Annotated in this window: 17 protein-coding genes and 1 pseudogene; 5 read left to right on the top strand and 13 right to left on the bottom strand. The window is 54.7% G+C overall.

Annotated features, from left to right (window positions below; genetic code table 11):
• Nucleotides 1–70: 70 nt before the first annotated feature.
• Complete coding sequence (gene glyA / locus BZK42_RS20970) at nt 71–1,324, bottom strand: serine hydroxymethyltransferase (RefSeq protein ID WP_003835277.1); 1,254 nt, start codon at nt 1,322–1,324, stop codon at nt 71–73.
• A 326-nt stretch (nt 1,325–1,650) separates the two neighbouring features.
• On the opposite strand from glyA, the gene hmpA reads away from it, so the two are divergent.
• Nucleotides 1,651–2,841: an NO-inducible flavohemoprotein gene (gene hmpA / locus BZK42_RS20960; RefSeq protein ID WP_019077398.1), complete on the top strand. Its 1,191-nt coding sequence runs from the start codon at nt 1,651–1,653 to the stop codon at nt 2,839–2,841.
• 3 nt (nt 2,842–2,844) lie between these two features.
• Nucleotides 2,845–2,940, top strand: a pseudogene (locus BZK42_RS29725) (hypothetical protein); the annotation flags it as partial.
• Here BZK42_RS29725 and glnB read toward each other — a convergent pair.
• The 5 genes from glnB to purL form a co-directional block, all read right to left on the bottom strand.
• On the bottom strand, nt 2,937–3,275 hold the full coding sequence (gene glnB / locus BZK42_RS20955; protein ID WP_002914032.1) for a nitrogen regulatory protein P-II: 339 nt from the start codon (nt 3,273–3,275) through the stop codon (nt 2,937–2,939). The pseudogene BZK42_RS29725 and the gene glnB sit on opposite strands and share 4 nt — an antisense overlap.
• Nucleotides 3,276–3,335: 60 nt before the next feature.
• Complete coding sequence (glrR, locus tag BZK42_RS20950; RefSeq protein WP_304412487.1) at nt 3,336–4,670, bottom strand: two-component system response regulator GlrR; 1,335 nt, start codon at nt 4,668–4,670, stop codon at nt 3,336–3,338.
• Entirely contained in the window at nt 4,670–5,413 is a 744-nt protein-coding gene (gene qseG / locus BZK42_RS20945; protein WP_049041523.1) for a two-component system QseEF-associated lipoprotein QseG, read from the bottom strand. The genes glrR and qseG overlap by 1 nt, the downstream gene beginning before the upstream one ends.
• 22 nt (nt 5,414–5,435) lie before the next feature.
• On the bottom strand, nt 5,436–6,866 hold the full coding sequence (gene qseE, locus BZK42_RS20940; RefSeq protein WP_049282310.1) for a two component system sensor histidine kinase QseE/GlrK: 1,431 nt from the start codon (nt 6,864–6,866) through the stop codon (nt 5,436–5,438).
• Nucleotides 6,867–7,444: 578 nt separating this feature from the next.
• Nucleotides 7,445–11,332, bottom strand: coding sequence for a phosphoribosylformylglycinamidine synthase (gene purL / locus BZK42_RS20935; RefSeq protein ID WP_080860025.1), 3,888 nt, complete (start codon nt 11,330–11,332; stop codon nt 7,445–7,447).
• A gap of 257 nt (nt 11,333–11,589) precedes the next feature.
• Between purL and mltF the strand changes: the two genes are divergently transcribed.
• Complete coding sequence (mltF, locus tag BZK42_RS20925; protein WP_080860023.1) at nt 11,590–13,140, top strand: membrane-bound lytic murein transglycosylase MltF; 1,551 nt, start codon at nt 11,590–11,592, stop codon at nt 13,138–13,140.
• Between the two features lie 48 nt (nt 13,141–13,188).
• Here mltF and tadA read toward each other — a convergent pair whose 3' ends face one another.
• From tadA to murQ, 4 genes are read right to left on the bottom strand one after another with little or no spacing between them, the layout of a single operon-like run.
• Nucleotides 13,189–13,725 (bottom strand): tRNA adenosine(34) deaminase TadA, encoded by a 537-nt coding sequence (gene tadA / locus BZK42_RS20920; protein ID WP_080860020.1) that lies wholly within the window; start codon nt 13,723–13,725, stop codon nt 13,189–13,191.
• Between the two features lie 17 nt (nt 13,726–13,742).
• A complete protein-coding gene (yfhb, locus tag BZK42_RS20915) occupies nt 13,743–14,378 on the bottom strand; it encodes a phosphatidylglycerophosphatase C (RefSeq protein ID WP_080860018.1) in 636 nt (211 codons plus the stop codon).
• A 3-nt stretch (nt 14,379–14,381) separates the two neighbouring features.
• Complete coding sequence (locus tag BZK42_RS20910; RefSeq protein ID WP_016157168.1) at nt 14,382–15,746, bottom strand: PTS transporter subunit EIIC; 1,365 nt, start codon at nt 15,744–15,746, stop codon at nt 14,382–14,384.
• Between the two features lie 9 nt (nt 15,747–15,755).
• Nucleotides 15,756–16,649, bottom strand: coding sequence for an N-acetylmuramic acid 6-phosphate etherase (murQ, locus tag BZK42_RS20905; protein WP_016154044.1), 894 nt, complete (start codon nt 16,647–16,649; stop codon nt 15,756–15,758).
• 117 nt (nt 16,650–16,766) lie between these two features.
• On the opposite strand from murQ, the gene BZK42_RS20900 reads away from it, so the two are divergent.
• Together BZK42_RS20900 and BZK42_RS20895 are read left to right on the top strand one after the other, a co-directional pair.
• Nucleotides 16,767–17,615: a MurR/RpiR family transcriptional regulator gene (locus tag BZK42_RS20900; RefSeq protein WP_016154045.1), complete on the top strand. Its 849-nt coding sequence runs from the start codon at nt 16,767–16,769 to the stop codon at nt 17,613–17,615.
• Between the two features lie 55 nt (nt 17,616–17,670).
• Nucleotides 17,671–17,931: a YfhL family 4Fe-4S dicluster ferredoxin gene (locus BZK42_RS20895; protein WP_003037590.1), complete on the top strand. Its 261-nt coding sequence runs from the start codon at nt 17,671–17,673 to the stop codon at nt 17,929–17,931.
• 40 nt (nt 17,932–17,971) lie between these two features.
• Here the strand turns inward: BZK42_RS20895 and acpS are convergent, their stop codons facing one another.
• Genes acpS through recO form a run of 3 tightly spaced genes read right to left on the bottom strand, consistent with a single transcriptional unit; the run spans nt 17,972 to nt 19,827 of the window.
• On the bottom strand, nt 17,972–18,352 hold the full coding sequence (gene acpS / locus BZK42_RS20890) for a holo-ACP synthase (RefSeq protein WP_003037588.1): 381 nt from the start codon (nt 18,350–18,352) through the stop codon (nt 17,972–17,974).
• Nucleotides 18,352–19,083, bottom strand: coding sequence for a pyridoxine 5'-phosphate synthase (gene pdxJ, locus BZK42_RS20885; RefSeq protein ID WP_016157172.1), 732 nt, complete (start codon nt 19,081–19,083; stop codon nt 18,352–18,354). The genes acpS and pdxJ overlap by 1 nt, the downstream gene beginning before the upstream one ends.
• Nucleotides 19,084–19,098: 15 nt before the next feature.
• On the bottom strand, nt 19,099–19,827 hold the full coding sequence (recO, locus tag BZK42_RS20880; RefSeq protein WP_016154047.1) for a DNA repair protein RecO: 729 nt from the start codon (nt 19,825–19,827) through the stop codon (nt 19,099–19,101).
• Nucleotides 19,828–19,921: the final 94 nt, after the last annotated feature.

Here is a 19,921-nt window from a genome sequence, read left to right as displayed (position 1 = left end):
TGATAAGCGCAGCGCTATCAGGCATTAAAAAAGGCCGCATCAGCGGCCTTTCGTTTTGCGTTAAGCAGAATTACGCGTAAACCGGGAAGCGTGCGCAGATATCCAGAACTTTACCTTTGACGCGCTCGATAACGGCTTCGTCATTGATGTTGTCCAGAACGTCACACATCCAGCCAGCCAGCTCTTTCACTTCCGCTTCTTTAAAGCCACGGCGAGTCACAGCCGGAGAACCGATACGGATACCGGAAGTCACAAACGGGCTCTTCGGATCGTTCGGCACGCTGTTTTTGTTAACAGTGATGTTAGCGCGGCCCAGCGCGGCGTCAGCTTCTTTACCGGTCAGGTTTTTATCAACCAGATCCAGCAGGAACAGGTGGTTTTCAGTACCGCCAGAAACCACTTTGTAGCCACGGTTCAGGAACACTTCCACCATCGCTTTGGCGTTTTTGGCAACCTGCTGCTGGTAAACCTTAAACTCAGGCTCCATCGCTTCTTTCAGCGCCACGGCTTTCGCCGCGATCACGTGCATCAGCGGGCCGCCCTGCGCGCTTGGGAACACCGCGGAGTTCAGCTTTTTGTACAGCTCTTCGTCACCGCCTTTCGCCAGGATCAGGCCGCCGCGCGGACCTGCCAGGGTTTTGTGGGTGGTGGTGGTCACTACGTGTGCGTGTGGAACCGGGTTCGGGTAAACGCCTGCGGCGATCAGGCCCGCAACGTGAGCCATGTCAACGAACAGGTATGCGCCAATGCTGTCGGCGATTTCACGCATTTTTGCCCAATCAACAACGCCGGAGTAAGCAGAGAAGCCGCCGATGATCATCTTCGGCTTGTGCTCTTTGGCCTGCTTAGCCATATCTTCGTAGTCAATTTTACCGGACTCATCAATACCGTAAGGAATAATGTTGTACAGCTTGCCAGAGAAGTTAACCGGGGAACCGTGAGTCAGGTGGCCGCCTTGCGCCAGGTTCATACCCAGAACGGTATCACCCGGTTGCAGCAGAGCGGTGTAAACAGCGAAGTTAGCCTGGGAGCCGGAGTGCGGCTGTACGTTAGCGTAGTCAGCGCCAAACAGCTCTTTTGCACGATCGATAGCCAATTGCTCAACGATATCAACGTACTCGCAACCGCCGTAGTAGCGCTTGCCCGGATAACCTTCAGCGTATTTGTTGGTCAGCTGAGAACCCTGCGCCTGCATAACACGCGGGCTGGTGTAGTTTTCGGAGGCGATCAGTTCGATGTGCTCTTCCTGACGTACTTTTTCCTGCTCCATAGCCTGCCACAGTTCGGCATCATAATCGGCAATGTTCATTTCACGCTTTAACATCCGCATCTCCTGACTCAGCTAACAATAGAATTTCGGCCTAAAAAGGCAGTCCCGTTGGACGACGGCGAACAGTATAACCGAATCATTCTTCGATAACAGGTCTTGACAAAGGATTTTACGCAAACGATTACCTTCACGGCACGCAAGGCTTTGGAGAACAAAGGTCTGCTGAATTTCAACGGATTTCTTTTCAGGTTTGTGATGCATATTTTTCACGATGTAACCTTTACAACGCAAAGTGACAAAGAACCATTTACAATGCAGGGGTATTTTTTATAAGATGCATTTGACATACATCATTAAAATTTCAGATAAAGGAAGACCGTATGCTTGACGCACAAACCATCGCTACAGTGAAAGCCACCATTCCCCTGCTGGTTGAAACAGGCCCGAAGCTGACCGCCCATTTCTACGATCGCATGTTTACGCATAACCCAGAGCTGAAAGAAATCTTCAACATGAGTAACCAGCGTAATGGCGATCAGCGGGAAGCGCTGTTTAACGCTATTGCCGCGTATGCCAGCAATATCGAGAACCTGGCGGCGCTGTTGCCTGCCGTTGAGAAAATCGCGCAGAAGCATACCAGCTTCCAGATTAAACCGGAGCAGTACAACATCGTAGGTGGCCATTTGCTGGCAACGCTGGACGAAATGTTCAGCCCAGGCCAGGAAGTTCTGGATGCATGGGGCAAAGCATACGGCGTGCTGGCGAACGTTTTCATCAACCGTGAAGCGCAGATCTACAGCGAAAATGCCAATAAAAATGGCGGCTGGGAAGGTACCCGTCCTTTCCGCATCGTGGCAAAAACCCCACGCAGTGCGCTTATCACCAGCTTTGAATTTGAACCTGTCGACGGTGGCGCAGTGGCTGAATATCATCCGGGGCAATACCTGGGCGTCTGGCTGAAGCCGGAAGGTTTCCCGCATCAGGAAATTCGTCAGTACTCACTGACCCGTAAACCCGATGGCAAAGGCTACCGTATTGCTGTGAAGCGTGAAGACGGTGGTCAGGTTTCCACCTGGCTGCACAACCATGCGAATGTTGGCGACATCGTTCACTTAGCCGCACCTGCGGGCGATTTCTTTATGGACGTCGCGACCGATACCCCAGTGTCTCTGATTTCAGCAGGCGTGGGTCAAACCCCGATGCTGGCGATGCTGGATACGCTGGCAAAAGCGAATCATACGGCGCAGGTTAACTGGTTCCACGCGGCAGAAAATGGCGATGTACATGCCTTTGCCGATGAAGTGAATGAACTGGGCAAAACGCTGCCACGCTTTAGCGCACACACCTGGTATCGTGAGCCAACCGAAGCCGATCGCGCGAAAGGTGCGTTTGATAGCGTTGGTCTGATGGATTTGAACAAACTGGAAGGCGCAATCAGCGATCCGGCGATGCAGTTTTATCTGTGCGGTCCGGTTGGCTTTATGCAGTTTGCCGCGAAGCAGTTGGTCGGCCTGGGCGTGAAAAACGAGAACATTCATTACGAATGCTTCGGCCCGCATAAAGTCTTGTAATTACTCATGCCTGATGACGCTGCGCTTATCAGGCCTACGGGATATTGTAGGCCTGATAAGGTGTTTACACCGCCATCCGGCAAGCACGGCGCGGCTTAGATTGCCGCGTCGTCTTCTTCACCGGTGCGAATACGAATCACGCGTGCCACGTCGAAGACAAAAATCTTACCGTCACCGATTTTACCGGTCTGGGCAGTACGAATAATGGTGTCGACGCAGGTATCGACGATGTCGTCGGTGACCACAATTTCAATTTTTACCTTCGGCAGAAAATCCACCATATATTCCGCACCACGGTACAGCTCAGTATGGCCTTTCTGACGGCCAAACCCTTTCACTTCTGTTACAGTCATACCGGTAATGCCGACTTCAGCCAGCGCTTCGCGGACGTCGTCCAGCTTGAAGGGTTTAATAATCGCATCAATCTTTTTCATGCTATTCCTTGAAAAGGTCGCCTGTCTTTTGATCGAATAAAACTAACATAATCCGCAGATTTATTCTTTGAAATCGTTTGCATCCAGCTCATGGCGAGAGAGCAACTTGTAGAATTCGGTGCGGTTGCGCCCCGCCATTCGCGCCGCATGGGTCACATTGCCCTTGGTGATTTGCAACAGCTTACGCAGGTAGTTGAGTTCAAACTGGTTACGCGCTTCAACAAAGGTCGGCAGCGCGGTGTTCTCCCCTTCCAGCGCCTGCTCCACCAGCGCGTCGCTGATCACCGGCGAAGAGGTCAACGCCACGCACTGCTCAATCACGTTAACCAACTGACGCACGTTACCAGGCCAACTGGCGGTCATTAACCGTTTCATGGCATCGGTCGAAAAGGCGCGCACGAACGGTTTGTGTCGTTCAGCAGACTGGCGCAGCAGATGGTTTGCCAGCAGCGGAATATCTTCCGTACGCTCGGCCAGCGCTGGGATCTTCAGGCTCACCACGTTGAGGCGATAGTACAAATCTTCGCGAAATTCCCCCCGAGCCATCGCTTTGGGTAAATCGCGGTGGGTCGCGGAAACGATCCGCACATCAATATCGATATCGCGGTTACTGCCCAGCGGCCTGACTTTTCGCTCCTGCAATACACGTAGCAATTTAACCTGCAACGGCGCGGGCATATCGCCAATCTCATCGAGAAACAGGGTCCCGCCTTCCGCGGCCTGAAATAGCCCTTCACGATTGCTCACCGCGCCGGTAAAGGCGCCGCGCGCATGACCAAACAGCTCAGACTCCAGCAGTTGTTCCGGCAATGCGCCACAGTTAATGGCAATAAAAGGCTTGTGGCTGCGCGGGCTGGCGTTATGAATGGCCTGGGCAAAAACTTCTTTCCCGGTTCCGCTTTGGCCGTTGATCAATACGCTTACGTCCGATTGTGCCACCATGCGCGCCTGTTCCAGCAGACGCAGCATCAGTGGGCTGCGGGTGACGATGGACTCACGCCAGCTGTCATCAGCGGCAGGCGCAGACTGTTCCAACGCCCCGTCGATCGCATGGTATAACGCGTCTTTATCCACCGGCTTAGTGAGAAAGCTGAACACCCCTTGCTGAGTCGCCGCAACGGCGTCGGGGATGGAACCGTGAGCGGTAAGGATAATAACCGGCATTCCCGGCTGCACTTTCTGGATTTCAGTAAACAGCTGCATGCCGTCCATTTCATCCATGCGCAGATCGCTAATAACCAGATCCACTTTTTCACGGTTCAGTACCCGTAACCCTTCCTGCCCGCTTTCTGCGGTTACGACGCTGTAGCCTTCGCTGGTCAGGCGCATTCCAAGTAATTTCAACAGGCCGGGATCGTCATCCACCAGCAGCAGATGCGCGGGCTTACGGCTTATCATGGCGTGACCTCATCGGCAGACGGCGCTGCGCCTTCCTCGTTATCAGGTGGGGTGAGTTTATCGTTCCCGTGCGGCGCATCAGGGTTGTAACTACCGGCAGGTTTGCGCGTGGAAAGCTGGCGTTCAATATCGGTTAGATTCTCCAGCTTGCGGGTCGTGAGATCGAGCTGAGACTGCAAGTGTTGTTGCTGCTGACGTAAGGTATCAAGATCGCTGTCTGACGCCTGCTGAAGCTTGCTGTAGCGCATACGCTCTTCGGCCAGCTGCAGCTGCAACGTCTGACTGCTGCGCCAGACCTGATACAGCGGGCGTACCTGTGGCGGAATTTGCGGGCTTAATGCGTCGAGGCGCGTAACCGTCTCCCGCCTTTCAGGCGGCGTAATGTTGGCGTTATCAAGCAGGATCCCGCGCCTGAAAGCCCCCTGCCAGGTATCAGGCATCATCGTGCTGGCTTCACTACGCGCCTGTACCGGCATCAGGCGATTGGCGCAATCCATCGCCCGCAGCCAGTACAGCGGATTGGTCTCTGTGGGCTGACCAGACAGCGACCAGATATCGCTACAGTCTGTTGCAAGGTAGTCCGCCAGTTGATGAGGCGGAATTTTCTCCTGCGAGGGGTCGCCGATAATATGATTCACCGCGTTCGGGACGCAGCCAACCAGCGCCAGACACGGCAGGCTTGCGAGGATGACGCGACGGAAAAAATGTCGTTTAAGCATTCGGACAACAACGTATGGCATACTCACCAGACTTAGGTTTATTTTAGTGATTTTTCGCTGCAGATAGCGGCAGTTCTATGCGAAAACAAACGTTTTGCGCATGCTCATCAACCAGATACAGTTTGCCCCGCATACGGCGGATGCAATCTCTGGCAATGCTCAGCCCCAACCCGCTTCCTTTTACCGCCCCTTTTCGCTGATGGCTACCCTGGAAAAAAGGCTCGAAGATCATGGTCTGTTCTGCTTCTGGAATCGGTGTGCCGGTATTCATTACATCAATGTATACCATTGAGCCATGCAAACTGCTGCGGATCCAAATGTTACCGGATTCAGCGCCATAGTGCACCGCATTGGAATAAAGATTGTCCAGCACGCTCATCAATAGCATCGGTTCTGCCAGGCAGGCGTTCACCGCAAGCGCAACATCAGTATGTATCATTTTGGCGCGAGCCGGCAGGCTATGTGCAGAAACAACGCTTTCCACCAACGGCGCGATTTCCACACGTTCAAGCTCAACCTCGTCATCCGCCAGCTTGCGGTTGTAATCGAGCAGTTGCTCAATCAGTTTTTGCAGGTTGCGGCTACTGTCATCGAGAATACCGACCACCTCTTTTTGCTCTGGCGTTAACGGCCCAACGACCTGATCGGCTAACAGCTCGGTACCTTCGCGCATACTCGCCAGAGGCGTTTTCAGCTCATGAGACAGATGGCGTAAAAACTGATGTCGTTGTGACTCCAGCCAGGAGAGACGTTCGCTCAGCCAGATAATGCGCTGGCCCACGGACCGCAGCTCCCGGGGTCCCGTAAATAATACGCTATCGCCCAGCGAGCGCCCTTCCCCCAGACGATTGATCATTTTTTCTATGCCCTTCACCGGACCGATTATCATGCGGGTAAACAGCAACACCATCGCCAGGCTGACAAGAAACAGCACCAGCGCCTGCCAGCCAAAGAACTGCCCACGTTCGGCTATTTCCTGCTGTAGCTGCTGCCCGCGAGAAAAGACGACCGTGCGCGTCGCTTGTACCATTTCAGTATTGGCACTGGCGAAAGCGTCCAGCCGCGCCGCCGCCACGCTATCAGGACCACTGTTGGTGCACTGTAACTGCGCGAGATCGTTGAGGTCCTGACGCAGTGCCTGATAAAGCTTGGTATCCGGCAACACGCCCGCATGCGCATCCAGCATGTCGCTGTAGCGTTTACGTTGGCTCTGGTAAACCTTAGCCAGCGTTGGGTCATCAAGCACACAGTATTGCCGGTAGCTACGCTCCATCTCCAGCGCGGCATTGGTCATCGCTTCGCTGCGTCTGGCGTCAATCAGCGTGGTTTGGTTCGTCAGCGCCGCCTGCGCGCTCAGGGCATTCAGACTTTGCCACGCCTGCCAGGCCAAAACTAACAACGGCAGCAGGATAAGCAAAAATGCCAACGTAACCAATTGACGTAAAGATCGGGGGAAAACAGACCAGCGCTTCAAGGCGTTACTCTCAATGGACAGGAATTAGGTTGATGCTAACTGAGGGGAACGTCAGATACAACAAAGCCGGGATTAACCCGGCTTTGTTGTGGAATAAGGCGGTGCCTAACTCGACGTTTCGCCCGAAGGTTGATATGAGCGATGCTAATATCAGATGTTGGACGGCAGGCACCTTGTTGTGCGTCATTCGAAGTTTATGTAGCACGTCCCGAAGGGGCTGACATAAGAAGGTGAATGAGCCACTGGGTTATATTATGCAGCATCTGTGCCAATATTCAAAACACTTTATTAACACAATGATAAATATAGAAAATGTTCTTATTCATATGAAAAATGATTTTGGCTATTTTTCACCCTTACTGTCTCCAATCAGCAACACTTGCAGCACTTAAAAACAAATTCATTGTAAATCATATAATTAAGTGTCTCTTTTTGACGACAGCATCACCCCGCCTATGTCGGGATTTCCCGACACTTAAACGCATTGTCGGATAGCCGCATAATTCCCTTATCCGGCATACAAAATGACAGACAAAAAAAGCCCCTCACGCGGAGGGGCTTAAGGGTTATCGAGCTGATTACCCGAGCTGTTTACGCGCGTTGCGGAAGATACGCATCCACGGGCTGTCCTCGCCCCAGTTTTCCGGGTGCCAGGAGTTGCTCACGGTACGGAATACACGTTCCGGGTGCGGCATCATAATGGTGACGCGACCATTTTCAGTAGTAACGGCAGTAATTCCGTTCGGCGAACCGTTCGGGTTAGCCGGGTAGGTCTCGGTCACCTTACCGAAGTTATCAACGTAGCGCAGCGCCACCAGTCCCTTACTCTCCAGCGCGGCCAGATGCGCGCGGTCACGCACTTCCACACGGCCTTCACCGTGAGAAACGGCAATCGGCATCATCGAACCAACCATATCAGCAAGCAGTAAAGACGGGCTTTGCGTCACTTCGACCAGGCTGAAGCGGGCTTCAAAACGATCGGAGTGGTTACGCACAAAGCGTGGCCACAGCTCGCTTCCCGGGATCAGTTCACGCAGGTTAGACATCATCTGGCAACCGTTACACACCCCGAGCGCCAGCGTTTGCGGGCGATGGAAGAAGGTTTCGAACTCATCACGGACGCGGTTGTTGAACAGAATCGACTTCGCCCAGCCTTCCCCTGCGCCGAGCACATCGCCGTAAGAGAAACCGCCACAGGCTACCAGCGCCTGGAAGTTACCCAGACCGATGCGTCCGCCCAGCAGGTCGCTCATATGCACATCGATGGCGTCAAAGCCCGCACGGTGGAAGGCAGCCGCCATTTCGACGTGGGAGTTCACGCCCTGCTCGCGCAGCACGGCCACTTTTGGACGCGCGCCGGTAGCGATGTACGGGGCGGCAACATCTTCGTTGGTATCAAACGACAGTTTAACGTTGAGGCCAGGATCGGCATCGTTGGTTTTCGCGTCGTGTTCCTGATCGGCACACTCCGGGTTGTCGCGCAGACGCTGCATCTGCCAGGTGGTTTCCGCCCACCACATGCGCAGCGTGGTGCGGCTTTCGCTGAACACCGGCTGACCGTTGGCGCTCAGGGTGAAACGGTCACCCGTTACCGCCTGGCCGAGATAGTGCACGCAATCTGCCAGGCCATGTTGTGCCAGCAACACCTCAACCGCTTCACGGTCAGCAGCGCGAACCTGGATCACTGCGCCCAGCTCTTCATTAAACAGCGCCGCCAGACGATCGTCACCCAGAGAGTGGATATCAGCGTCAATACCGCAGTGACCGGTGAAGGCCATTTCCGCCAGCGTAACCAGCAGTCCGCCGTCGGAACGGTCATGGTAGGCCAGCAGCTTACGCTGCGCGACCAGCGCCTGAATGGCGTCGTAGAAGCCTTTCAGTTGCTCAACGTTACGCACGTCGGCAGGCTTATCGCCCAGTTGACGATAAACCTGTGCCAGCGCCGTCGCGCCCAGCGCGTTGTGACCAAGACCGAGGTCAATCAGCAGCAGGGCGTTGTCTTCAGTAGAGAGCTGTGGGGTTATCGTGTGGCGCACGTCTTCCACGCGGGCAAAGGCGGTGATCACCAGTGACAGCGGCGAAGTCATTTCACGCTGCTCATTACCTTCCTGCCAGCGGGTTTTCATCGACATAGAGTCTTTGCCCACCGGAATAGTCAGGCCAAGCGCCGGACATAATTCTTCCCCAACGGCTTTTACCGCTTCGTACAGCCCGGCATCTTCACCGGGGTGACCCGCAGCCGCCATCCAGTTAGCCGACAGTTTAATGCGTTTGATATCGCCAATCTGCGTTGCCGCAATGTTAGTCAGCGCTTCACCTACCGCCAGACGCGCAGAGGCCGAGAAATCCAGTAGCGCAACTGGCGCACGCTCACCGATAGACATCGCTTCACCGTAGTAGCTATCCAGGCTTGCGGTGGTGACCGCGCAGTTGGCTACCGGGATCTGCCACGGACCAACCATCTGGTCACGCGCCACCATGCCGGTAACGGTACGGTCGCCGATCGTCACGAGGAACGTTTTCTCAGCGACAGTCGGCAGATGCAGCACGCGGTTAACCGCATCTGCAATCGAGATTTCGCCACGATTCAGGGCGTCGCCTTTGGCTTTCAGCGTCTGCACATCGCGGGTCATTTTCGGGGTTTTACCCAGCAGCACATCCAGCGGCATGTCGATCGGCTGGTTATCGAAGTGGCTGTCGCTCAGTGTGAGATGCTGTTCTTCAGTGGCCTCACCGATCACCGCATACGGCGCGCGCTCGCGCTTACACAGTTCGTCAAACAGCGGTAGCTGGTCAGCGGCAACCGCCAGCACATAGCGCTCCTGGGATTCGTTACACCAGATTTCCAGCGGGCTCATACCCGGCTCGTCGCTAAGAATATCGCGCAGCTGGAACTTACCGCCGCGACCGCCATCGCTTACCAACTCCGGCATGGCGTTAGACAGACCGCCCGCGCCAACGTCATGGATAAACAGGATCGGGTTCGCATCGCCCATCTGCCAGCAGCGGTCGATAACTTCCTGGCAACGACGTTCCATTTCCGGGTTGTCGCGCTGTACCGAAGCGAAATCAAGATCGGCATCAGACTGGCCGGAAGCCATAGAGGAGGCCGCCCCGCCGCCAAGCCCGATGTTCATCGCCGGGCCGCCGAGGACGATCAGCTTGGCGCCAACGACGATCTCACCTTTTTGCACGTGATCGGCACGGATGTTACCGATCCCGCCCGCCAGCATGATCGGTTTATGGTAACCGCGTAGCTCTTCGCCGTTGTGGCTGTTGACCTTTTCTTCGTAGGTGCGGAAGTAGCCGGTCAGCGCCGGACGACCGAATTCGTTGTTAAATGCCGCGCCGCCCAACGGACCTTCGGTCATGATATCGAGCGCAGTAACAATACGGTCCGGCTTACCAAAGTCTTCTTCCCACGGCTGTTCAAAGCCAGGAATACGCAGGTTGGAAACGGAGAAGCCCACCAGCCCGGCTTTCGGTTTTGCACCGCGACCGGTTGCACCCTCGTCGCGGATTTCGCCGCCGGAGCCGGTAGCCGCGCCCGGCCACGGAGAGATAGCCGTCGGGTGGTTGTGGGTTTCAACCTTCATCAGAATGTGGGCTGGCTCCTGATGGAAATCGTAGCGGCCGGTTTTGTGGTCGGCAAAGTAGCGGCCCACTTCAGAACCTTCCATGACCGCGGCGTTGTCTTTATAGGCAGACAGCACGTGGTCCGGCGTGGTTTCGAAAGTGTTTTTGATCATCTTGAACAGCGACTTCGGCTGCTGTTTACCGTCGATAACCCAGTCAGCGTTAAAAATTTTGTGGCGGCAGTGCTCGGAGTTAGCCTGCGCAAACATGTACAGTTCAATGTCGTTCGGGTTGCGTCCCAGTTTGGTAAACGCATCCTGCAGATAGTCGATTTCGTCTTCCGCCAGCGCCAGACCGAGACGCAGGTTAGCGTCGATCAGCGCCTGGCGTCCCTCACCAAGCAGATCAACACTGGAGACCGGCGCAGGCTGGTGATGGACAAACAGTTTTTCGGCATCGTTCAGCGCAGAGAAAACCGTTTCCATCATGCGGTCGTGCAGTTCGTCGGCAACCATCTGCCACTGCTCAGCGGTCAGCGTAGAGGCTTCTACATACCAGGCAATGCCACGTTCCAGACGGCTAATCTGTTGCAGGCCGCAGTTGTGGGCAATATCAGTCGCTTTAGAAGACCACGGGGAGATGGTACCAGGGCGAGGCGTAACCAGCAGCAGTTTGCCTTCAGGGGCATGGCTGTGAAGAGCAGGACCATATTTCAGCAGGCGTACAAGCTGGGCGTGCTCATCCTCATTCAACGGTGCATTCAGATCGGCAAAATGGACGTACTCGGCGTAAATATTGTGGACCTGGAGGTTGGCAGCCTGAAAACGTGCCAGCAGTTTGTTAATACGGAATGCAGACAGTGCAGGTGAACCACGCAGAATTTCCATCATAAGTCTCTCGTCTTCTAAGCTTTCGGTGTGCCCAAGTGGGGGAAACGGGCGTCATTATAAAGAATCTACCGCGCCGACGAAACCGTTTGCGTCGAAATAAAATCACGACCGTCTCTTATCATCAAATGCGGTCTGGTTTCTGAATAAGTTGCCAACTGACGCAAGTTTAAGCAAAATGCCGCTCATTAATGACGACTTCACTTCTTAATCATCACCACAGCAGGCAGAGACAACGTACGGTTCAGAGAATTAACTAATTGAAAAAATTAAAGATTAATTATCTGTTCATCGGCATATTAACGCTGTTGTTGGCAGCGGCCCTCTGGCCATCTATTCCCTGGTTCGGTAAAGCCGAAAATCGTATCGCCGCCATTCAGTCGCGGGGAGAACTGCGCGTCAGTACCCTCGACTCGCCATTAACTTACGCGACCCTCAACGGCAAGAAATTCGGCCTGGATTATGAACTGACTCAGGCGTTCGCCAACTACCTGGGCGTGAAGTTAAAAGTCACCGTGCGCCAGAACATCAGCCAGCTCTTTGACGACCTGGATAACGGTCATGCCGATCTGTTAGCCGCAGGCCTGGTATATAACAGCGAGCGGGTGAAAAATTACCAGCCAGGTCCGACCTACTATTCGGTTTCACAACAGTTGGTGTATCGGGTTGGGCAATACCGCCCGCGCACTCTTGCCACCGTGAACGAAAATCAACTGACCATCGCCCCGGGACACGTGGTGGTTAACGATCTCCAGTTGCTTAAAGAGAATAAATTTCCCGATCTGAGCTGGAAGGTGGATGACAAAAAGGGCACTACTGAACTGCTTGATGATGTTATCGCCGGGAAGCTGGATTACACCATTGCCGATTCCGTCGCCATCAGCTTATACCAACGCGTACATCCTGAACTGGCCGTAGCGCTGGACGTATCTGACGAACAGCCGGTGACCTGGTTTAGTCGCCTGGACGATGACAACACGCTGTCTGCCGCCCTGTTGGATTTTTTTAACACCATGAATGAAGACGGCTCTCTGGCACGGCTAGAAGAAAAGTATCTCGGACATGGCGATGATTTTGACTATGTTGATACCCGCACCTTTTTACGCGCCGTAGACAGCGTATTGCCGGACCTTAAGCCGCTGTTTGAGAAATATGCTCAGGAGATAGACTGGCGACTGCTCGCCGCAATCTCTTATCAAGAGTCACACTGGGACGCGCAGGCCACTTCCCCGACCGGCGTACGCGGGTTGATGATGCTGACCAAAAATACCGCTCAAAGTCTCGGACTGACTGACCGTACCGATGCCGAACAAAGCATCAGCGGCGGCGCACGGTATTTGCAGGATATGATGAGTAAAGTGCCCGATACCGTCCCCGAAGGGGAACGCATCTGGTTTGCGCTCGCAGCCTACAACATGGGTTATGCGCACATGCTGGATGCACGGGCGCTGACAGTGAAAACCAAAGGCAATCCGAACAGTTGGTCCGACGTAAAACAGCGTCTGCCGCTGCTCAGCCAAAAGCCGTATTACAACAAGCTGACCTATGGTTATGCGCGAGGCCACGAAGCCTACGCTTATGTAGAAAATATCCGTAAGTACCAGATTAGCCTGGTGGGGTATCTGCAGGAGAAAGAAAAACGGGCGCTTGAAACGCAGCAACTGGCGCAGGATTACCCGGCGGTGACGCCGGCAGAGCTAATAGGTAAAAATGAATTGCCGCTTTCGGCGTTTTTGTCTCAGACGTCGTCAAATTACCTGTCGCACTCCCCTTCCCTGCTGTTTTCACCGCAGAAAAAAGAGGGCAAGTAGCCTCGGAAGCCTGATAAGCGCAGCGTCATCAGGCAATCAGACCGGCATTTACAAATTGGCGTTTTTTTTCAGCGCTTTGATTTCCTGACGACGCATGCGGAAGAAATCACTGAGCAACGTGGCGCATTCATCCCGTAGCACCCCTTCGGTCACCTCCACCCGATGATTCATTCCAGGGTGATGCAGTACATCCATTAATGACCCGGCAGCCCCCGTTTTCGCATCGCGCGCGCCAAAAACGACATGGCCGATACGGCTGTGCACCATCGCGCCTGCGCACATCACACACGGCTCCAGAGTGACATACAGCGTGGTATCCAACAGACGATAGTTTTGCAGCACCAGGCCACCCTGACGCAGCGCCATAATTTCAGCGTGGGCAGTCGGATCATGGTGACCAATCGGACGGTTCCAGCCTTCGCCAATCACGCGGTTGTTATGTACCAATACCGCGCCCACCGGGACTTCACGCTCATCCCAGGCGCGCTTAGCCAGCGTTAAAGCATGACGCATCCAGTATTCGTGGCTAAATTCAACTTCAGACAAAGGGGTAACTCCAGTAATCAAAGCGGGCGCATTATACACAGACGCTATCGTTTACTCTATTCGAGTTGTTGCAGCTCTCCGCGCGGCGTGACGCGCCAGCGATGCTGGCAAAAAGAGAGCAGAGGATTGTCCTGATTACTGTCGCTGTAGCCACTGTAAAGCTGAAGCGGCGCACCAATGTGGCGTTCCAGTTGCGTCACTTTCTCATGGCCCAGACAGCGCAGAGGCAGCACCCACCCGCCGAATCCCCACGCCATTTTACTGGCGATCAGATTGACACGCGGTAGCCACGGCGTGTCGAAGTACACCTGCTCGACCAGCGACTGCGGGGAGCCAGTAATAAGCCAGATTTCGGCGTCAGAGCTTAACAGGTAGGTTGTCAGCCGCTGCTGAACGAGCGGAAAGGCCGTCACGTTACTGCGAAACCAGCGCACAAAGTCAGCCTGATGCCCTTTCAGGCGCGCCTCGCTACGACCAAAAGTGCATCCCCACAACAGCAGGCTCATTGGCCAGCGGGCGGCGCGCCCTTGTATCAGCAGCGCCAGCGCAATCACCGGTAGCAGAGGCAGCACAAGCAACGCGTTCAGCGGCTGGCGACGCAGCAGATAACGTATAAAGCTACCGAACATATCCTGCTGATGTAACGTGCCATCCAAATCAAAAAAAACAACGCGGCGCTGGTGATTGGTCAAACCTTATTCCTCTGGATCGTTGAACCCCAATAGCCAGGTAAACAGGAACCCGGCGATAACTGCTACCAGATAGCCTAACAGATAGAACATCACTTTTCCGGCAACAATCGTCAGTGCCAGCGGCAAACCGGAGATGCCAAAGGTGATAACCGTCGCCACCTTCCAGTAGCTAATCAGCGCCCCGCCTACCGCTCCGCCAAGGCAGGCACCGATAAACGGTTTACCCAACGGCAGCGTGACGCCAAAAATAAGCGGCTCGCCAATGCCCAGCAGCCCGACCGGCAGCGCTCCTTTGATCACTTTCTTTAGCCGCGCATTACGGGTTTTCATCAACACCGCTATCGCAGCCCCTACTTGTCCAACGCCTGCCATCGCCAGGATAGGAAAGAGCGCGTTATAACCGTGTGCCTGTACCAGCTCAACGTGGATGGGCACCAACCCTTGATGAAGTCCGGTGAGCACCAATGGCAGGAAAGTTCCCGCCAGTATCGCACCAACCAGGAAACCGCCGCGGTCGATAGCCCAGGATGCGCCGTGAGCGATAGATTCAGAAATCCAGCCTCCAAGCGGTTGCAGCGCCACAATCGCGATGGCCCCGGTAATGATGGTGGTCAGCAGCGGGTTAAGGATAAGCTCCAGCGATTCCGGCAACAGCTCGCGGAATTTGCGCTCGATCCAACACATCAGCGCAACCACCAGCAGTACTGCGATCACCCCGCCGCGCCCCGGCTGCAACGCTTCGCCAAACAGGGTAATCTGCGCCAGCTGCGGACTGGAGAGGATCCCCGCCATCACCCCACCCATCGCCAGAGAGCCGCCGAAGACTTTGGCGGTATTCACCCCAACCAGAATATTCATGATGGCAAACACGGCGCTACCAAATATGCCCATCAGCCCCAGCATATTCGGATAATGGGTCGCAAAATCCCCCACGATATCCGGTCGCTTAAGGATGTTAATAATGCCGGTAATCAAACCGGAGGCGATAAACGCCGGAATAAGAGGGATAAAGACGTTCGCCAGCTTGCGCAGCGCATCGCTCATTGGCGCTTTGTACTTCGCTTTGGCCTCTGATTTGGTGCGCTCGATATTATTCACATCTGCACGCTCGCCGCCACCGGCAATCAGGGAGCGCATGGCATCCACCACCTTGGCAGCTTTACCGGGGCCGACGATTATCTGATGCTGCGCGCCCTGCTTCACGTAACCGCTAACACCGGGCAGTTGCCTGAGACGGGGAATATCAATCTGATCGTCATCCTGAACTTCCACCCTGACGCGGGTCATACAGTTTTCCAGGCGCAGAATATTTTGCTCTCCGCCTACGCCCAGCAGAATGTCGCTGGCCAGCACCGCCGTCTTATCCATATACACCTCTTAGTGTTCTAACGCCGCGCGTAAAAAACCCTGGTGAGCGGCAAGCTTTTCACGGGCGGCAGCGGCATCCAGGCCGGTGAGCGCCATTAAAATCGCTGGCTTAACGTCAAAATCAGTCTGCTTTAACAGCGCTTGCGCCTGTTCACGCGCAATGCCGGTGGCTTCAACCACCATACGGCACGCTCGATCGACCAGTTTGACGTTGGTTGCCTGCATATCCACCATCAGGTTCTGGTACACCTTGCCAAATTTCACCATCGCACCGGTGGAGATCATATTGAGCACCAGTTTTTGCGCGGTGCCGGATTTCAGTCGCGTTGACCCGGTCAACGCCTCCGGCCCCACCACCGGGGAGATAGCAATATCCGCTTCATGCGCGACAGGAGAATCCGGATTGCAGGAAATAGCCGCCGTCGTACAACCCACCGAACGCGCATATTTCAGCCCGCCAATCACATACGGCGTGCGACCTGAAGCCGCCAGACCAACCACCAGATCCTGTGCGGTAAGGTTGAGTGCGCGCAGATCGTCCTCGCCTAACTGCGGGTTATCTTCCGCGCCTTCTACCGCCTTGAGCAGCGCGCCCGGCCCCCCGGCAATCAGCCCAACCACCAGACCATGCGGTACACCGAAGGTCGGTGGGCACTCAGACGCGTCCAGCACTCCAAGACGTCCGCTGGTACCTGCGCCCATGTAAATAATGCGTCCACCGGCTTTTAACGCGTTGGCTGCCGCATCGACCGCGCACGCAACTTGAGGCAGAGTTGCTTTTACTGCTTCCGCTACCAGCGTATCCTGTTGATTAAATCGATGAACCAACTCCAACGTTGAGAGCGCATCCAGATCCATGGTCTGTGGATTGCGGGTTTCTGAAACTAATGCACCGAGATTCATTTTTTGTTCCTTAGGAATTTTTAATTCATAATAATCTGTCATAATGGAATATTATATTCATCCAGGCGAGTGAAATTTTGTTTTGCAATCGCCATCACGTTTTCGCCAGGAGACAGCATGAACTGTTTAATTCGCATTCGTCAGCGTTACCCGGACCTCGCGCAAAGCGATAAAAAACTTGCGGATTATCTTCTTGCTCAGCCGGATACCGCGCGTCATCTCAGCTCACAGCAACTGGCCTTTGAAGCAGGCGTCAGCCAGTCCAGCGTGGTGAAGTTCGCGCAAAAGATGGGCTTTAAAGGGTTTCCGGCGCTGAAACTGGCGATTAGCGAAGCGTTGGCCAGCAATCCCAACCCTCATTCCATTCCGGTGCATAATCAGATTCGCGGTGACGACCCCATGCGTATGGTGGGCGAAAAGCTGATTAAAGAGAACGTGGCGGCGATGCATGCGACGCTGGACGTCAACAGCGAAGAGAAACTGATAGAGAGCGTCACGATGCTGCGCTCAGCCCGGCGCATTATCCTGACCGGGATTGGCGCATCGGGTCTGGTAGCGCAGAATTTTGCCTGGAAACTGCTAAAGATTGGGTTTAACGCGGTGGTTGAACGCGATATGCACGCCCTGCTGGCGGCGGTGCAGGCGCTTTCACCCAACGATCTGCTGCTGGCCATTTCGTATACCGGAGAACGCCGCGAACTCAACCTGGCTGCGGATGAAACGTTGCGCGCCGGAGCCAAAATTCTCGCCATCACCGGATTTACCCCTAACGCCCTGCAACAGCGCGCAACTCATTGTCTGTACACGATAGCTGAAGAACAGGCCACGCGCAGCGCAGCGATTTCCTCTACCCATGCGCAAATGATGCTCACTGATTTACTGTTTATGGCGCTGGTGCAGCAAGATCTGGAGCATGCTCCGGAACGCATTCGCCACAGCGAAGCACTGGTAAAAAAACTGGTCTGAGCAAAGAATGCGCGTATAATGCCCGCCCGATTTGTGATGTTTTGAGAGTTTCCTGATGGCCCTGTTAATCACTAAAAAGTGTATCAATTGCGATATGTGCGAGCCCGAATGCCCGAATGAGGCGATTTCGATGGGTGACAGCATTTACGAGATTAACAGCGACAAGTGTACGGAATGCGTAGGCCATTACGACACACCAACCTGTCAGAAGGTGTGCCCGATCCCCAATACTATTTTGAAAGATCCGGCACATGTCGAAACGGAAGAGCAGCTGTGGGATAAGTTTGTACTGATGCACCACGCCGATAAGCTGTAACGTTGCCTGATGACGCGATGCTTATCAGGTCGACAAAACGTTAGCTCTCGATAATCACCGTGGCGCAGGCGTAGTGACGCTCATCGGCCAGCGTCACATGCATATGTGCGACGCCGAGTTTTTCCGCCAGTTTTAACGCCTCCCCCCATAACCGCAGACGCGGCTTACCGAGTTCGTCGTTAAAGACTTCAAACTGATTAAACGCCAGACCGTTGCGAATACCTGTACCAAAGGCTTTTGCTGCCGCCTCTTTGACCGCAAAACGCTTCGCCAGAAAGCGCACCGGTTGCTGATGCGTCTCCCAGATTGCCCATTCGTTGTCGCTGAGCACGCGTCTTGCCAGACGGTCGCCGGAACGGGAGATCACCGCTTCGATGCGGGCAATCTCCACGATATCCGTACCTAATCCCAGAATCGCCATTAGCCACGCGCTTCCAGCATCAGGCGCTTCATTTCGACTACTGCATCTTTCAGACCGCTCATCACCGCGCGGCCGATAATGGCATGGCCAATGTTCAACTCGTGCATTTCCGGGATCCGCGCGATGGCTTTAACGTTGTGGTACGTCAGGCCGTGCCCCGCATTCACCTTCAGACCAAGGCTGGCGGCAAAGGTCGCCGCTTTGGCGATACGCGCCAGTTCGCTGGCCTGTTCAGCGTCGGTTTTCGCATCGGCGTAACAGCCGGTGTGAATTTCGATGTACGGCGCGCCGACTTCAGCAGCGGCCTTAATCTGTTCGTCATCAGCATCGATAAACAGCGAAACCAGAATGCCTGCGTCCGCCAGGCGTTTGCAGGCATCACGCATCTTGTCACGCTGACCCGCGACATCCAGGCCACCTTCAGTCGTCACTTCCTGACGTTTTTCCGGCACCAGGCAGCAAAAATGCGGCTTAGTCTCAACGGCAATCGCCAGCATCTCTTCGGTTACCGCCATTTCCAGATTCATACGCGTATCCAGCGTCTGGCGCAAAATGCGCACGTCGCGATCGGTAATATGGCGACGGTCTTCACGCAGGTGCACGGTAATGCCGTCTGCGCCCGCCTGCTCAACGATAAACGCCGCCTGAACCGGGTCAGGGTATGCGGTGCCACGTGCATTACGTAAAGTGGCAATGTGGTCAATGTTGACGCCTAACAGTAATTCGGCCATGGCAATCCATCCTCGTTAATCATTTTTTGTTTTTACTGCGCGTTTTGGCATAAATTGCCGGAACAGTTCCCGGCTTTTTAACGGCTTACCACCAAGATACGGCTTTAACGCCATGCGGGTAAAGCGTTTCGCGGCGCGAAGCGTATCAGCATCCGGAAATTCCCGCGATTCGAGTGCTTTCAGATGGCGTCCGGTAAAGGTGGCGTTATCAATCACTACGCTTGCGATAAACCCTTTTTCTTCCCGGTAACGATAGGTCATGGTGTCGTCCACCGGCTCGCCACTACCCGCACAGTGGGTAAAATCGACGCCGTACCCCAGATGTCCAAGTAAGGCCAGCTCAAAGCGACGCAGCGCAGGCTCTGGCGAACCCGTCGCGCCAGCCAGCGCCTGAATACAGTTGAGGTAGTCGAAAAAGAGTTCAGAAAAGCGGGTCTCATACTCAAGTACGCGAGAGATAAGCTCGTTGATATACAAGCCGCTGTACAGTGTGATACCGCTAAGGGGGAGAGCCAGAGAAACGGCTTCGGCACTGCGTAAGGTTTTGACCTCACCACGTCCACCAAAGCGAAGCAACAACGGAGTAAAAGGCTGGAGCGCGCCTTTGAGATTAGAACGTTTGGAGCGCGCGCCTTTAGCCACCAGGCGCACACGACCCGATTCTTCCGTGAAGACGTCCAGCACGAGACTGGTTTCGCTCCACGGGCGGCTATGCAGGACAAAAGCGCGTTGCCATCCTTCCATCATACCCGCCGTCTTTCAAGCTGCAGGTGTGTTGGCTGCGCCCACTCACCCCAGTCACTCACTTGAGTAAGCTCCCGAGGATCTGCGGTCTTGC

Source organism: Citrobacter braakii, assembly GCF_002075345.1.
In the GTDB taxonomy this organism is placed as follows: domain Bacteria; phylum Pseudomonadota; class Gammaproteobacteria; order Enterobacterales; family Enterobacteriaceae; genus Citrobacter; species Citrobacter braakii.
Note: the sequence above shows the minus strand (reverse complement) of the source record. Positions and strands in the feature narration are given on the sequence as shown.

Bases quoted from the DNA above. Each gene is read 5' to 3' on its own strand.
- glyA (WP_003835277.1), bottom strand. From the start codon at position 1,324: ATGTTAAAGCGTGAAATGAACATTGCCGATTATGATGCCGAACTGTGG.
- hmpA (WP_019077398.1), top strand. From the start codon at position 1,651: ATGCTTGACGCACAAACCATCGCTACAGTGAAAGCCACCATTCCCCTG.
- glnB (WP_002914032.1), bottom strand. From the start codon at position 3,275: ATGAAAAAGATTGATGCGATTATTAAACCCTTCAAGCTGGACGACGTC.
- qseG (WP_049041523.1), bottom strand. From the start codon at position 5,413: ATGCCATACGTTGTTGTCCGAATGCTTAAACGACATTTTTTCCGTCGC.
- purL (WP_080860025.1), bottom strand. From the start codon at position 11,332: ATGATGGAAATTCTGCGTGGTTCACCTGCACTGTCTGCATTCCGTATT.
- BZK42_RS20910 (WP_016157168.1), bottom strand. From the start codon at position 15,746: ATGGATAAGACGGCGGTGCTGGCCAGCGACATTCTGCTGGGCGTAGGC.
- murQ (WP_016154044.1), bottom strand. From the start codon at position 16,649: ATGAATCTCGGTGCATTAGTTTCAGAAACCCGCAATCCACAGACCATG.
- BZK42_RS20900 (WP_016154045.1), top strand. From the start codon at position 16,767: ATGAACTGTTTAATTCGCATTCGTCAGCGTTACCCGGACCTCGCGCAA.
- BZK42_RS20895 (WP_003037590.1), top strand. From the start codon at position 17,671: ATGGCCCTGTTAATCACTAAAAAGTGTATCAATTGCGATATGTGCGAG.
- acpS (WP_003037588.1), bottom strand. From the start codon at position 18,352: ATGGCGATTCTGGGATTAGGTACGGATATCGTGGAGATTGCCCGCATC.
- pdxJ (WP_016157172.1), bottom strand. From the start codon at position 19,083: ATGGCCGAATTACTGTTAGGCGTCAACATTGACCACATTGCCACTTTA.
- recO (WP_016154047.1), bottom strand. From the start codon at position 19,827: ATGGAAGGATGGCAACGCGCTTTTGTCCTGCATAGCCGCCCGTGGAGC.